A 13921-nucleotide genomic window follows, 5' to 3' on the forward strand; every position below is an offset into this window, starting at 1 on the left:
CTGATTAATCAGAAAACGGCGTGGCGGCGCGGTCAGAGCTTTAGCTTGACCGGCGAGCTCGCGTCGTCGTGCTCGAGGAAGGCAAAGCCGTTTGGTCCGAGTTTGAGTTGTCCGTTTCGCACGCTTGCGAATTGGTTGTGAGCCAGCCGCGCATCTGAGGTCACGGAAACCGAAGTTGGCGACGTCCCGAGGTTGAACACGCATGTCAAAGCGTCGCCGTCTGCGATGCGCTGAAAGGCAAGCAATGGCGGTTTGCAGTCGATAAACTCCGTGCGCCCCTCGACGAGGGATGGACGGGATTTTCGAAAACCGATCATCGCGCGATAGGCCGCGAGCACGCTGCCCGTTTCGCCGTCCTGCAGATCGACGGCGCGCGCGATCTGGGGCACTTTGACCGGGAGCCAGGGCGTGCCGGTGGTGAACCCGGCATGCGGGGCGTCGTTCTGCCAGACCATCGGCGTGCGGCAGCCGTCCCGGCCTTTCTGCTCGGGCCAGAACCGCAGGCCCGGCGGGTCGGTCAGCTCGTGGTATTCCATCTCGGTCTCGGGCAGGCCAAGCTCTTCGCCCTGATAAATCCCGATCGTTCCCTCGAAGGACATCAGCAGCGCCACCGTCTGTTTTGCCAGCGCGTCCTGATCCTCGGCATGGGTTGCCCACCGCGTCACATGGCGCGGGACATCGTGGTTGGAGAAGGACCAACTCGGCCAGCCGTCCGGCGCGCCGTTGAGGAAGCCTTCGATCACCCTGCGGAAGTGGCCGGCGGAGAAATCGGGGCCGAGCATCTCGAAGCTGTAGCACATGTGCAGCCGCTTCGTGCCCTTGGTGTAGGCCGCCATCAGATCGATGGCCCGCTGGCCGCCGTCGCCCACTTCGCCCACCATCATTCGGTCGTCAAATTCATCGGTAAGCGCCCTGAGCCGTTCGAGGAAGGCGAGGTTTTCGGGCCGATTCTTGGAGTAGATGTGATCCTGCATCCCGTAGGTGTCGGTCGCCATTTCCTGCGATCCGTCGGGATTGGGCGGGTTGCTCCGCAGATCCTGATCGTGGAAATAGTAGTTCACCGTGTCGAGCCGGAAGCCGTCGACCCCGCGCGCGAGCCAGAACCGCATCGTCTCGAGCAGCGCGTCCTGCACCTCGGGATTGTGCATGTTGAGGTCGGGCTGTTCGATCAGGAAATTGTGCAGGTAATACTGCCGCCGCCGCGGCTCCCACTCCCAGGCCGGTCCACCGAAGACGCTGGGCCAGTTGTTCGGCGGGGTGCCGTCGGGGTTGGGGTCTGCCCAGACGTACCAATCTGCCTTCGGGTTGTCCCGGCTCGTGCGGCTTTCGACGAACCAGGGATGCTTGTCGGAGCTGTGTGAAATCACCTGATCGATGATCACTTTCAGCCCCAGATCATGGGCGCGGGCAAGCAGCGCGTCGAATTCCGCGAGCGTTCCGAAGAGCGGGTCGATGTCGGTATAGTCTGACACATCGTAGCCCATGTCCTTCATCGGCGAGGTGAAGATCGGGCTGAGCCAGATCGCGTCGGCCCCGAGCGATGCCACGTGATCCAGCCGCCGGGTGATCCCGTTCAGATCGCCGATTCCATCACCGTTGCTGTCCTGAAACGATCTGGGATAGATCTGATAGACAATCGCGCCGCGCCACCAGTCAGACATGCTTCGCTCCTTGCAATTCCCGTCCACTCTGACGGGCTTCCGGCGCGCAATGCAAGCGGTTTGGCCTATAGCCGATCGACGAGCCCGAGCCCGGCGTAGACCGGGCGGAGAAGGGCGCGCCGGCGCAGGCCGAGGCGGAAGCGGCGGGGCGGCGCGTTCAGCACCGGTGGGATCGGGGAGGCACTGGTGATCGCCTCGGCCAGAAGGCGGCCCGTATAGCTGCCCATCGCAACGCCGTTGCCATGATACCCCAGACCGGCCCAGAGCCGCTCGTGGCCGGGCACCCGTCCAGCGAAGGGTAGCCCGCCCCGCATCAGGCAGACGAGCCCGGACCACATATGCGTCGCCTCGACCCCGGTCCAGGCGGGAAAAAACCCGTCGAAATCATGCCGCAACCGCCGACGGACGGCGGCCTCCTCACGCGGGGTCGCGCGAATGCCGCCGCGCATGCCAAACAGCATTCGGTTCTCGGGCAGGAGCCGGAAATAGTGCAGCAGGTTGCGCGTGTCGTAACACATCTGCCGGCTGCTCCAGCCCTGCGCCGCAAGCTCGGTCTCGCTCAGCGGGCGCGTGACCATGACGGCCGACATGACCGGCAGGAAACGCGCGCCCATCCAATCGAATAGCCCGTCTGCGCTGTAGCCATTGGTGGCGAGGATGACCTCCCCGGCGCGGACGGTCCCCCGCCCGGTGGTAAGCGCGCCGGGCTCCGGGAGGCCTTTGACTTCGGTCATCCCATGGACGCGCACCCCGGCCCGAAGACAGGCCTCCAGCAACCCGGCAACATAGCGCCGCGGGTTGAGCGCGAAGCCTTCGGGCGTGATCCGCGCGCCGTGGAACGGGCCAGTAATCCCGTGCGCGGCAAGCTCCTTGCGCTCGATGATCTGTCCGCCCGCGTGGCGCAGACGCGCCATCCCCAGCCGCGAATGCGCGAGCTGGGTCTCCCCGTTGGAATGGGTCTCCGCGTCAATGCTGTGGCGGTCGATCAGGTCCCGCACCAGCGCAATCGCGCCTGACTGCGCCGCTTGCCAATCCGCGAGCCCCACGGCGCCGAAGCGCGATGCGATCGCGGCATCGCTCAACATGCCGCCGCCGATGCAACAGAACCCGCCGTTGCGCCCCGAGGCCCCGAAGCCCGGGGTCTGGGCGTCCAACACGATCACGTCGCGCCCGGCTTCGGCGAGATGCAACGCGGCGCTCAGCCCGGTGAAACCGGCCCCCACGATCGCCACATCCGCGCGCGCGTCCCCCTCCAGTGCCGGACAGCGGGGAAGCTCGGCCGTGCCGCTCCAATAGCAATCATCGTATGACGCGGCCTCATAAGCCGCGGGCTCATACAGACGTTTCATCGCGCAGCGCGACCTGTTCATCCATCTGACGCTGCACGGCGGTGCGTTTGGTGATGAGTGAGGCGGTGATCACACCGATCGCGACGACGCTGATCATGATGGTGGAAAGCGCGTTGATCTCGGGGCTGACCCCGAGACGGACCGAGCTGAAGATCTTGATTGGCAGGGTGGTCGCGGAGGGGCCGGCGGTGAAGGAGGCGATGACCAGATCGTCAAGCGAGAGGGTAAAGGCGAGGAGCCAGCCGGAAATCACCGCGGGCGCGATGATCGGCAAGGTCACGAGGCGAAAGGTCTCCCACGGGGTCGCGCCGAGATCGAAGGCGGCCTCTTCGAGCGAGGTGTCGAAACTGACGAGGCGCGAGGAGACCACGACGCAGACGTAGCACATTGAAAAGGTGGTGTGGGCAAGCACGATGGTGACCACGCCGCGATCGAGACCGATGCCGATGAAGAGAAGGAGCAGCGAAAGGCCGGTGATCACTTCGGGCATGACCAGCGGCGCGTAGACCATGCCGGAAAACAGCGAGCGTCCGGGGAACCGGCTGAACCGGATGAGCACCCAGGCCGCCATCGTGCCGAGAACGGTCGCGATGGTCGAGCTGATGACCGCGACGCGCAAGGTGACCCAGGCGGCATCAAGAAACGCCTCGTTGCGCAGCAGCTCGCCATACCACTTCGTGGAGAACCCGGCCCAGACGGTGACGAGTTTGGAGTCGTTGAACGAGAAGATCACGAGGATCAACATCGGGAGATAGAGAAACGCCAACCCGAAACTCAATGCCGTGACGCTCACCCAAGACAGTCGTCTCATCGCGATGCCCTCTCCGCGGCGCCGATTTCTGATCGATCAGAAATCGTGCCGGAAAATGATTGATCATTTTCCGGGGTGAGCCGGTGACAACGTGTGTTCGGTATCAACTGTCCGCCTCCCGTTGCCGTTGTTCGTTTCTCTGGAACAGGATGATCGGGATGATCAGGATCAGGAGCAGGATGACGGCAACCGCGCTGGCCACTGGCCAGTCCCGGTTCGAGAAGAATTCTTCCCAAAGTACCTTGCCGATCATCAGTGTGTCCGAGCCGCCGAGCAGTGAGGGGATCACGAATTCGCCGATGCTCGGGATGAAAACGAGGAAACAGCCCGCGATGATCCCGCTGCGCGACAGCGGCAGCGTTACCAGCCAGAAGGCGGAGGTGCGCGAGCAGCCCAAATCCTCGGCGGCTTCCAGCAGCGAGCCATCGAGTTTTTCGAGCGCCGCGTAGATCGGCAGGATCATGAAGGGCAGGTAGGTGTAGACGATCCCGATGAAGACCGCGATGTTGGTGTTGAGGATCGTGAGCGGCTCGGAGATCAGCCCGAGTTTCAGCAAAAGCTGGTTGAGATAACCCTCAGAGCTCAGGATGCCCATCCACGAATAGACGCGGATCAGGAAGGACGTCCAGAACGGCAGGATGACCAGCATGAGCAGCGTCGGGCGCCATTCCTCGGGCGCGCGCGCCATCGCGTAGGCGATCGGGTAGCCGACGAGAAGGGTCAGAAACGTCGCGATTACCGCGATGCGAAGGCTGGAGAGGTAGGCTTTCCAGTAAAGGTTGTCGCTCGCCAGGAAGGCGAAGTTCTCGAAATCCAGCTCGGAAACGAACCTCATCAGCCCGCCCCAGCCTTCCGAGAGGTCGAGCTTGGGCGCGTAGGGCGGGATCGCCAGGACGGAATCGCTCAGCGAGATTTTCAGAACGATCAGGAAGGGGACGAGGAACAGCGCGAGCAGCCACAGGTACGGGATGGCGATGACGAGGGCCTTGCGCATCAGTCCGCCAACAGGACGGCTGCGGTTTTCGTCCAGCTCACCCAGACCTCGTCCTCCCAGGTGAAGCTGCGCCGCGCGATCCGCTGGGTGTTGGCTTCCTGCGCCTTGATGATTTGCCCGTCCGGGAGCTCGACGTGATAGGTGGAGAGGTTGCCGAGATAGGCGATATCGAGGATTTTCCCCTGCGCCGCATTCGCGGTCTCGGGCCGGTCGGCGCTGATCGAGACCTTCTCAGGCCGGATGGCCAGCGCGCAGGATTGCCCGTTGTCGAGCGCGGTGTCGCTCTCGCTGATCAGCGGCGCGCGGCCCTCGCCCCAGAGGATCTCGTAGCGGCCGGGCGCGGTCTGGCGAGCCGTGCCGCGCAGGATGTTCACATCCCCGATGAAATCGGCGACGTAGACGCTGCTCGGAGCTTCGTAGATGTCTTCGGGCGTGGCGATCTGCATGACGCGCCCCTCATCCATGACGGCCACGCGGGAGGCGACGGTCATGGCTTCCTCCTGATCGTGGGTGACGATGACGAAGGTCGTGCCGGTGGTTTCCTGGATCTCCATCAGCTCGAACTGGGTGTCCTGCCGCAGCTTGGCGTCGAGCGCGCCGAGCGGCTCATCGAGCAGCAGAAGCTTGGGCGCCTTGGCGAGCGATCGGGCGAGCGCGACGCGCTGGCGCTGGCCGCCGGAAATCTGATGCGGTTTGCGCCCGGCGAACCGTTGCAGCCGGGTCAACCGAAGCATCTCGTCGACCCGCGCGGCGAGCTGGTCCTTGGGCATCCCCTCGCGCCGCAGGCCGAAGGCGATGTTCTCCCAGACCGAGAGATGCGGGAAGAGCGCATAGCTCTGGAACATCATGTTCACCGCGCGCTTGTTGGGCGGGACCGGGGCGATGTCCTGCCCCGCGAGCCAGATCGTCCCCTCGCTCGGCGTGTCGAACCCCGCGAGCATGCGCATCAGCGTGGTCTTGCCGCAGCCCGAGGGCCCGAGCAGGGCGAAGAACTCGCGCTCGTAGATCGCCATGCTGAGATCGTCGATCGCGGTGAAATCGCCAAACCGCTTCGTGACCCGGTCAAATTCGATGAGCGGCTTTTCGGCGGGATCGGTCCAGGGCGCGAATATGGTTTGCGTCATGCGGGCTTCCGAATTGGACGGCCCGAGCGAAAAGCCCGGGCCGGATCGCGGATCAGGTGCCGGACTTGATCTTGGTCCAGAGCCGGGTCACCGTGCGCTGCACGCGGGGTTCGAACGGTGTGGTGATGTAGAGGTTTTCCAGCGCTTCGGGCGAGGGGTAGATCGCCGGATCGCCGATCACGTCCTCTGCGAGGTACTCCTGCGACGCGAGGTTGCCATTGGCGTAGTAGACGTAGTTCGACGCCGCCGCCATGTTCTCGGCGTCCATGATGAAGTTGAGGAAGACATGCGCGCCCTCGGGGTTCGGCGCGTCCACCGGGATGGCCATCTGGTCGAACCACATCTGCCCGCCCTCGGTCGGCGCGTTATAGGCGATCTCGACCCCGTTGTCGGCCTCGGCGGCGCGGTCACGGGCTTGCAGCACGTCGCCGGACCAGCCGATCGCCACGCAGATATCGCCATTGGCGAGCGCGTTGATGTATTCGGAGCTGTTGAATTTCTGGATGTAGGGCCGGACCGCCATGAAGACGTCTTCGGCCTTGGCGATGACATCCGGGTCGTGGCTGTCGGGGTCTTCGCCGATATAGGTCAGGGCCGCGGGGATCATCTCGGCCGGCGCATCGAGGAAATGCACGCCACACTCGGCGAGTTTTTCCATGTTGGCCGGATCGAAGACGAGAGACAGGCTGTCGATCGGCGCATCCGGGCCGAGCAGCTCCTGCACCTTGCCGACGTTCACGCCGATCCCGGTGGTGCCCCACATGTAGTTGATCGAATAGGCGTTGTCGGGGTCATAGCCCGCGGTCCGTGTCGAGATCACATCCCAGAGGTTTTCGGCGTTGGGCAACTGCGACATGTCGAGCTTCTGGAACGCGCCGGCGGAGATCTGCCGTTGCAGGAACGTCCCGGTCGGCACGACGATGTCGTAGCCGGAGCCGCCGGCGAGCATTTTGGTCTCCAGCACTTCGTTGCTGTCGAACACGTCGTAGATAAGCTCAAGCCCGGTTTCTTCCTCGAACTTGGTGAGCAGTTCCTCATCGATATAGTCGGACCAGTTATAGACCCGAACCTCATCTGCGGCAGCCGCGCCGGCGATGAGCGAAATCGCGGGGGCAATGGCCAGGAATGTCTTCTTCATCAGTATCTCCCGTTGGTCCCGAGTATGCGGGCTCCTGAGCGACGGCCGTCCGTGGTTGAATCTGATCAACTCTGGCAATTCGGGTCGCGACAAGTATGTTTCCACGCCAGAGGGCGGTGCGCAAGCGGTGCAATAGCGGCGCGCGCGGAAATGGAGTGGAGCGGGGGTGGATTGATGGAAAAGCGAGCGCAGGACCGGCCCGTTCCCGCCCATGAGCAGACCTATCTCGCGATGCGCGACGCGGTGCTCTTCGGGGATCTCGTACCGGGTCAACCGGTGACGATTCAGGGGCTTTGCGATGCGCTCGGGGCTGGATCGACCCCGGTCCGCGAAGCGATCCGTCGGCTCATCAGTGAAAACGCGCTGGAGCTGCGGGGCAACCGCCGCGTCTGTGTGCCCGAACTTGAGGCGGGCGATCTGGCGGACCTGCTGAGCGCGCGGCTCTGGGTCGAGGCGGAACTGTGCCGCAAATCATTGAGACATATGACAGATGTCGACATCGGCGCGCTCTCGCGCATCGACGCCGAGGTGGATGCCGCGATCGCGCGGGGGGATCTGCAGGGGTACCTGCGCAGCAACCACGCCTTTCACCATCATATCCATCATCTGGCGGCCTCTCCGATCCTCTCGTCGGTCGCAGATACGCTCTGGCTGCGATTCGGCCCCTCGATGCGCGTCGTCGTCGGGCGGCTGGGCACGCTCGGGCTGCCGGACAACCACAAGCTTCTGATCGACGCGCTGCGCTCGGGCGATGAGGCCGGCGCCGTGGCGGCGATGCATGAAGATGTGGCGCAGGGCATGGCCCTGATCGACACGGCGCTGGTCGCCGTCCGCTAGACGGTGATTCGATTGACAGCGTGCAATTTGATCATATTGTCGCCCCGAGTGTTTCTCCCATCCGGAGCCCCCCATGCCTGCCATCACAAATCACATGCCCACCGCCGAATTGCAGCGGCTCGACGCCGCGCATCACATGCATCCCTTTACCCATGGAAACGGGCTGTCCGCAAAGGGCGCGCGCGTTATCACCCGCGCCGATGGCGTCTGGCTCAATGACAGCGAGGGCGCGCGCATTCTCGATGCGATGGCGGGGCTGTGGTGCGTCAATATCGGCTATGGGCGCCACGAACTGGCCGAGGCGGCCGAGCGCCAGATGCGCGAGCTGCCGTATTACAACACGTTCTTCCAGACGACTCACGTCCCCGCCATCGCCCTCGCGGCGCGGCTGGCGGAGCTCGCGCCGGGCGATCTGAACCACGTCTTCTACGCAGGGTCCGGCTCTGAGGCGAATGACACCAACATCCGCATCGTGCGCCAGTATTGGGCGGAGAAGGGCAAACCGTCCAAGCGCAAGATCATCTCGCGCAAGAACGCCTATCACGGCTCGACCATGGGTGGCGCGTCGCTGGGCGGGATGGCCGGGATGCATGCCCAGGGCGGCCTGCCGATTCCGGACATCCACTATATCGACCAGCCGAACTGGTGGGCCGAGGGCGGCGAGATGACCCCGGAGGCGTTCGGGCTCGAACGCGCGCGCCAGCTCGAAGCCATGATCAATGAGCTTGGCGAGGAAAACGTCGCGGCCTTCATCGCCGAACCGGTGCAGGGGGCGGGCGGCGTCATCGTCGCGCCCGACAGCTACTGGCCGGAAGTTCAGCGCATCTGCGACAAGTACGAGATCCTGTTCATTGCCGACGAGGTGATTTGCGGCTTTGGCCGGACGGGCCGCTGGTTCGGCTCCGAAACGCTCGGGCTGCGGCCCGATATCATGACCATCGCCAAGGGGCTCTCCTCGGGCTACCAGCCGATCGGCGGCTCGCTTCTGTCCGATGAGGTCGCGGCCGTGATCTCCGGGCATGAGTTCAACCACGGCTACACCTATTCCGGCCACCCGGTCGCCTGCGCCGTGGCGCTCGAAAACCTGCGGATTCTCGATGAGGAAAAGATCGTCGAGCGCGTCGCCGAGGATACCGGCCCCTACCTGCGCGAGAAGTGGGAGGCGCTGGCCGATCACCCGCTCGTGGGCGAAGCGAAGATCGTGGGCATGATGGCCTCGCTGGCGCTCACGCCTGACAAATCCGCCCGCGCGGCCTTTGCCTCCAGCGCCGGAACGGTGGGTTTTGTCTGCCGCGACCGGTGCTTTGCAAACAACCTGATCATGCGCCATGTGGGTGACCGGATGATCATCTCCCCGCCGCTGGTCATCAGCCGCGACGAGATCGACATCCTGATCGAGCGGGCATGGAAATCGCTTGATCAGTGTTTGCAGGATTTGCACGAAAAAGGCCTGTTCAAAGCGGCTTGAGTCGCGCGCAGCCCCATTCCGCCGCCCCGAACCGCCTGAAAACTCGCGGTTTGGGGTGTATTTCCATGCGAACCCCGGTCTTATCCGGGCGATACGGTTGCAACCTGCGGTCTGACGCGCTTTATTCCCCCATGACAACGCCGGGAAAACCGGGATGCAATGAATGGGGAGTATCGCTTGGCCTATGACGGTGGGGAGGACGCGTTTGTCGCGTTCGAACATGTCCAGAAGAGCTATGACGGCGAAACGCTTGTCGTAAAAGACCTTAACCTGACGATGCCGAAGGGCGAGTTTCTCACGATGCTCGGGCCCTCGGGTTCCGGAAAGACCACCTGCCTGATGATGCTCGCGGGCTTCGAGACGGCGACCCATGGCGAGATCAAGCTCGGGGGTGTTTCGATCAACAATATCCCTCCGCACAAACGCGGGATCGGGATGGTCTTCCAGAACTACGCGCTGTTTCCGCACATGACGATTGCCGAGAATCTCGCCTTTCCACTGGAGGTGCGCAAGCTGGGCAAGGCCGAACGCGAGCAGAAGGTCCGCCGCGCGCTCGACATGGTTCAGATGGGCGAATTCGGGAGCCGCCGTCCGGCGCAGCTTTCGGGCGGGCAGCAGCAGCGCGTCGCGCTGGCGCGGGCGCTGGTGTTCGAGCCGGAGCTGGTGCTGATGGATGAGCCGCTCGGCGCGCTGGACAAGCAGCTCCGCGAGCACATGCAGTTCGAGATCACCAACCTCGCGCATGACCTTGGCATCACGACCGTCTACGTCACCCATGACCAGACCGAGGCGCTGACCATGTCGGATCGCGTCGCTGTCTTCAACGATGGCCGAATCCAGCAGCTTGCCCCCCCGGATGAGCTCTACGAGGCGCCGGGAAACAGCTTCGTCGCCCAGTTCATCGGCGAGAACAACACGCTCGCGGGCCGCATCAAGAGCATGCGCGGCGAGGATGTGACCGTCGAGCTCGACACCGGCGAGATCGTCGCGGCGAAGGCCGTGAACGTGACCGGCGCGGGCGAGCGGACGCTGGTTTCAATCCGGCCCGAGCGGGTCGAGATCGACACCGAAAAGCTCGGGCCCGACGCCCAGACGATTCGCGCCGAGGTTCTCGAATTCATCTACATGGGCGATATCTTCCGCACCCGGCTTCGCGTCGCGGGGCGCGACGATTTCATCATCAAGACCCGCAACTCGCCCGATCAGCGTAGGCTGAAGAAGGGCGAGGTGATCTCGATCGGCTGGCTGCCGCGGGATTGCCGCGCGCTTGATGCCTGACCCGACGCACACGACCACTCACCCGGTCCACACATCCGGACCGGATGCCGGCGCCGCCTGACCCGGGGCGCGCCGTGCTGCTTACGACCAAACGGGGAAATACAGGGAGACCTACATGAGACTCACCAATACCCTGATGGCCACATCCGCCCTCACACTCGCTCTTGCCGGCGCCGCGACGGCGCAGGACATGTCCGACAGCATGACCGCAGTAAGCTGGGGCGGCGCCTATCAGTCCTCGCAGCAAAAAGCCTATGTCGAGCCCTACCAGGCGGCCAATGATGGCCTGTCCTGGTCTTGGGACGAATCCTCCAACGAGGCGGTCGCCAAGCTCCGCGCGATGGAAGAGGCCGGCAACGTGACCTGGGATATCGTCGATGTGGTTGCCTCCGACGCGATCCGCCTCTGTGACGAGGGGCTTGCCATGGAGATCGATCACGACGATGTGCTCGCCAAGGGCGACGATGGCTCCGATCCCTCCGACGATTTCGGCGACCTGATCGTCTCCGACTGCTTCGTCCCGCAGATCGTCTATTCCACCACCGCGGCCTACCGCCCGGACCTGCTGCCCGATGGGGCGGAAGCGCCGACCAGCATCTGCGCCTTCTTCGACATGGACGCATATCCGGGCAAGCGCGCGCTGGAAAAGCGGCCGATCAACAATATGGAATGGGCGCTCTACTGCGACGGCGTGTCCAAGGACGAGCTCTATGACGTGCTCGCGACCCCCGAAGGGCAGGAACGCGCGCTCGCCAAGCTGGGCACGATCAAGGATCAGGTTGTCTGGTGGTCCGCCGCCGCCGAGCCGCCGCAGCTTCTGGCCGATGGCGAGATCGTCATGGGCTCGTCCTACAACGGCCGCTGGTTCTCGGCGATCGAGGAACAGGGTCAGCCCTTCGCGATGCTCTGGGACATGCAGGTCTTCGACCTTGATGGCTGGATCGTCCCGGCGGATCTTCCCGAAGACCGGCTTGCCCGGGTGATGGACTTCCTCAGCTTCGCCACCGACACCCAGCGTCTGGCGGATCAGGCGGCCTATATCTCCTACGGTCCCGCGCGTCTGTCCTCGGCACCGCTCGTCGGCCAGCATGCCGAACTTGGCATCGACATGGCGCCGCACATGCCCACCGATCCGGACAACGCGGCCAACACGCTGCTCTACAACTATGAGTTCTGGGCGGATTATCGCGACGACATCGACGCGAAATTCCAGTCCTGGCTGGCTCAATAAACCCCTCGCGGCGGGGCGCCTTGTCCCGCCGCACCCCAACCACGCAGGGAGGCGCCGCGCCATGGCAAAAGGTTACATCATCGGGCATATCACCGTGAACGACCCCGAAGCCTACAAGGAATATGTAGAGCGCGATACGCCGATCCTCGAAGGGCTTGGTGGGCGGTTCATCGTTCGGGGCGGCCCCTCTGAGGTCAAGGAAGGCGAGACCTTCCAGCGCCATGTGGTGATCGAATTTCCCAGCTACGAGGCCGCGCTCAAGGCCTATGACGACCCCGAGTACCAGGAGGTTGCCGCGATCCGCTGGCGTACCGCCGACAGCGTGATCCTCGTTGTGGAGGGCACTCAATGAGCGCGACGGCTTCGGATCAGAGCGATGCGGCCGACAGCGGCCCGGTGCTGGCCGCCGATGGCACGCCGCTCAAGAAATCGCTCAACCGCGCCTTGCGCGCGCAAAAGCTCCGGGCGCTCGCGCTGATCGCTCCGCTGCTGATTTTCGTTCTGATGGCGTTCATCGCGCCCATCGGGGACATGCTGTTCCGCTCGGTGGAAAACCGGATCGTTTCCAATACGATCCCGATGACCGCCCGCGTGCTCGAAGACTGGGACGGGGAGAGCGACCTTCCGCCCCCCGCCACGTTCGAAGCGCTCTACTATGATCTCTTTCTCGCCGCCGAAGCCCGCCGCCACACCCGGCTGGGCACGCGGCTGAACTACGAACAGACCGGCCTGTCGTCGCTCTTCCGCTCCTCCGGCCGCGGGGTCGATGACGTGGGCGAAGACCAGAGGGACCTGCTGGAAGACCTCGATCCGCAATGGGAGGAGGCCGGCTTCTGGCATGGCTTGATGCAGGGCAATGGCGACTCCGACCGGGCCCTTCTGCTCGATCAACGCGCCCGGCTCGCCGCGCTCGCGGGCGAGAGCTTCCAGGGCGATATCGGGTTCACCCCGGGCGAGGACATCGTCGCGCTCCTGCCGCAGACCGCCCGCGAATACACTGCCTTCGCGCTCTTTACCGTGATCGAGGACGAGGACGTCGTCGCGGAGGAGGAGCCGTGGGAATCGGTCTACACCGCGCTGGTGCAGGATCTCCGCACCGCCGATCTGAGCCTGTATTCCGGCCCCGGTGCCGCCGAGCTCACCCGCGCGCAGGCCGCCCTCGCCGAATTGCCGCCCATCGATTTCGCCGCCGCCTTCGAGCAGATCGACGAGGATTGGATCGCCCCGCCGGTCTGGGACACGATCAAGATGTACAGCCCCGATTACACCACGGGCTATTTCCTCAACGCCGTCGACATGCAGAAAACCACCGACGGCCCCGAGATGCGCCCCGAGGGCGAGCGGATCTACGCCACGCTCTTCAAGCGCACGCTCTTCATGAGCCTGATGATCACGTTTTCCTGCATCCTGCTCGCCTACCCGGTGGCCTTCCTGCTGTCCAACCTGCCGATGCGCTCGGCCAACATGTTGATGATCCTCGTGCTTCTGCCGTTCTGGACATCGCTTCTCGTGCGCACCAGCGCGTGGAAAATCATGCTCCAGCAACAGGGCGTCATCAACGACGTACTCGTCTGGCTCGGTCTGGTGGGCGATGATGCCCGGCTCGTGATGATCAACAACCAACTCGGGACGATCATCGCCATGACGCATATCCTGCTGCCGTTCATGATCCTGCCGATGTATTCGGTCATGTCGACCATCCCCGAAAGCTACACCCGCGCCGCCAAATCGCTCGGGGCGACGAACTGGACGGCCTTCTGGCGGGTCTATTTTCCGCAATCCGTGCCCGGGATCGGGGCGGGGTCGATCCTCGTCTTCATCCTCGCCATCGGCTATTACATCACGCCCGAAATCGTCGGCGGCACAACGGGGACATTCATCTCCAACCGCATCGCCTACCATATCTCGTCCTCGCTCAACTGGGGGCTGGCGGCGGCCTTGGGGTCGATCCTCTTCGCGGTCGTTCTGGTGCTCTACTGGGCGTATGACCGGATCGTCGGCATCGACAACGTGAAGCTGGGATAAGCGCC

At 64.0% G+C, this 13921-nt stretch carries 12 protein-coding genes; 6 read left to right on the forward strand and 6 right to left on the reverse strand.

The window, feature by feature from the left end; translation table 11 throughout:
• Positions 1-32 precede the first annotated feature (32 nt).
• The 6 genes from BM353_RS04945 to BM353_RS04970 all read right to left on the reverse strand — a co-directional run bounded on the left by BM353_RS04945 (position 33) and on the right by BM353_RS04970 (position 7077).
• Positions 33-1661, reverse strand: a complete 1629-nt coding sequence (locus BM353_RS04945) for an alpha-amylase family glycosyl hydrolase (RefSeq protein WP_092077217.1) — start codon at positions 1659-1661, stop codon at positions 33-35.
• 65 nt (positions 1662-1726) lie between these two features.
• Positions 1727-3010 (reverse strand): NAD(P)/FAD-dependent oxidoreductase, encoded by a 1284-nt coding sequence (locus BM353_RS04950; RefSeq protein WP_092077219.1) that lies wholly within the window; start codon positions 3008-3010, stop codon positions 1727-1729.
• Positions 2994-3821, reverse strand: coding sequence for an ABC transporter permease (locus BM353_RS04955; protein WP_092077221.1), 828 nt, complete (start codon positions 3819-3821; stop codon positions 2994-2996). The genes BM353_RS04950 and BM353_RS04955 overlap by 17 nt, the downstream gene beginning before the upstream one ends.
• A 103-nt stretch (positions 3822-3924) precedes the next feature.
• On the reverse strand, positions 3925-4815 hold the full coding sequence (locus BM353_RS04960) for an ABC transporter permease subunit (protein WP_092077223.1): 891 nt from the start codon (positions 4813-4815) through the stop codon (positions 3925-3927).
• Positions 4815-5939 (reverse strand): ABC transporter ATP-binding protein, encoded by a 1125-nt coding sequence (locus tag BM353_RS04965; protein ID WP_092077225.1) that lies wholly within the window; start codon positions 5937-5939, stop codon positions 4815-4817. Before BM353_RS04965 ends, BM353_RS04960 begins: the two co-directional genes overlap by 1 nt.
• Positions 5940-5991: 52 nt before the next feature.
• A complete protein-coding gene (locus tag BM353_RS04970; RefSeq protein ID WP_092077227.1) occupies positions 5992-7077 on the reverse strand; it encodes a polyamine ABC transporter substrate-binding protein in 1086 nt (361 codons plus the stop codon).
• Positions 7078-7251: 174 nt separating this feature from the next.
• Between BM353_RS04970 and BM353_RS04975 the strand changes: the two genes are divergently transcribed.
• From BM353_RS04975 to BM353_RS05000, 6 genes are all read left to right on the forward strand, one after another.
• Positions 7252-7914: a GntR family transcriptional regulator gene (locus tag BM353_RS04975; RefSeq protein ID WP_092077229.1), complete on the forward strand. Its 663-nt coding sequence runs from the start codon at positions 7252-7254 to the stop codon at positions 7912-7914.
• A gap of 73 nt (positions 7915-7987) precedes the next feature.
• Positions 7988-9382: an aspartate aminotransferase family protein gene (locus BM353_RS04980; protein WP_092077231.1), complete on the forward strand. Its 1395-nt coding sequence runs from the start codon at positions 7988-7990 to the stop codon at positions 9380-9382.
• 159 nt (positions 9383-9541) lie between these two features.
• On the forward strand, positions 9542-10660 hold the full coding sequence (locus tag BM353_RS04985; protein ID WP_092077233.1) for an ABC transporter ATP-binding protein: 1119 nt from the start codon (positions 9542-9544) through the stop codon (positions 10658-10660).
• A 115-nt stretch (positions 10661-10775) separates the two neighbouring features.
• Positions 10776-11891: an extracellular solute-binding protein gene (locus tag BM353_RS04990; protein WP_092077235.1), complete on the forward strand. Its 1116-nt coding sequence runs from the start codon at positions 10776-10778 to the stop codon at positions 11889-11891.
• Positions 11892-11952: 61 nt separating this feature from the next.
• Entirely contained in the window at positions 11953-12243 is a 291-nt protein-coding gene (locus tag BM353_RS04995; RefSeq protein ID WP_092077237.1) for a DUF1330 domain-containing protein, read from the forward strand.
• Positions 12240-13916, forward strand: a complete 1677-nt coding sequence (locus tag BM353_RS05000; RefSeq protein WP_092077239.1) for an ABC transporter permease — start codon at positions 12240-12242, stop codon at positions 13914-13916. The genes BM353_RS04995 and BM353_RS05000 overlap by 4 nt, the downstream gene beginning before the upstream one ends.
• Positions 13917-13921 lie beyond the last annotated feature (5 nt).

Source organism: Poseidonocella sedimentorum, from assembly GCF_900116005.1.
GTDB classification, from domain to species: Bacteria; Pseudomonadota; Alphaproteobacteria; order Rhodobacterales; family Rhodobacteraceae; genus Poseidonocella; species Poseidonocella sedimentorum.

Bases quoted from the DNA above. Each gene is read 5' to 3' on its own strand.
- BM353_RS04995 (WP_092077237.1), top strand. From the start codon at position 11,953: ATGGCAAAAGGTTACATCATCGGGCATATCACCGTGAACGACCCCGAA.
- BM353_RS04950 (WP_092077219.1), bottom strand. From the start codon at position 3,010: ATGAAACGTCTGTATGAGCCCGCGGCTTATGAGGCCGCGTCATACGAT.
- BM353_RS04965 (WP_092077225.1), bottom strand. From the start codon at position 5,939: ATGACGCAAACCATATTCGCGCCCTGGACCGATCCCGCCGAAAAGCCG.
- BM353_RS05000 (WP_092077239.1), top strand. From the start codon at position 12,240: ATGAGCGCGACGGCTTCGGATCAGAGCGATGCGGCCGACAGCGGCCCG.
- BM353_RS04945 (WP_092077217.1), bottom strand. From the start codon at position 1,661: ATGTCTGACTGGTGGCGCGGCGCGATTGTCTATCAGATCTATCCCAGA.
- BM353_RS04955 (WP_092077221.1), bottom strand. From the start codon at position 3,821: ATGAGACGACTGTCTTGGGTGAGCGTCACGGCATTGAGTTTCGGGTTG.
- BM353_RS04985 (WP_092077233.1), top strand. From the start codon at position 9,542: ATGAATGGGGAGTATCGCTTGGCCTATGACGGTGGGGAGGACGCGTTT.
- BM353_RS04990 (WP_092077235.1), top strand. From the start codon at position 10,776: ATGAGACTCACCAATACCCTGATGGCCACATCCGCCCTCACACTCGCT.
- BM353_RS04980 (WP_092077231.1), top strand. From the start codon at position 7,988: ATGCCTGCCATCACAAATCACATGCCCACCGCCGAATTGCAGCGGCTC.
- BM353_RS04960 (WP_092077223.1), bottom strand. From the start codon at position 4,815: ATGCGCAAGGCCCTCGTCATCGCCATCCCGTACCTGTGGCTGCTCGCG.
- BM353_RS04975 (WP_092077229.1), top strand. From the start codon at position 7,252: ATGGAAAAGCGAGCGCAGGACCGGCCCGTTCCCGCCCATGAGCAGACC.
- BM353_RS04970 (WP_092077227.1), bottom strand. From the start codon at position 7,077: ATGAAGAAGACATTCCTGGCCATTGCCCCCGCGATTTCGCTCATCGCC.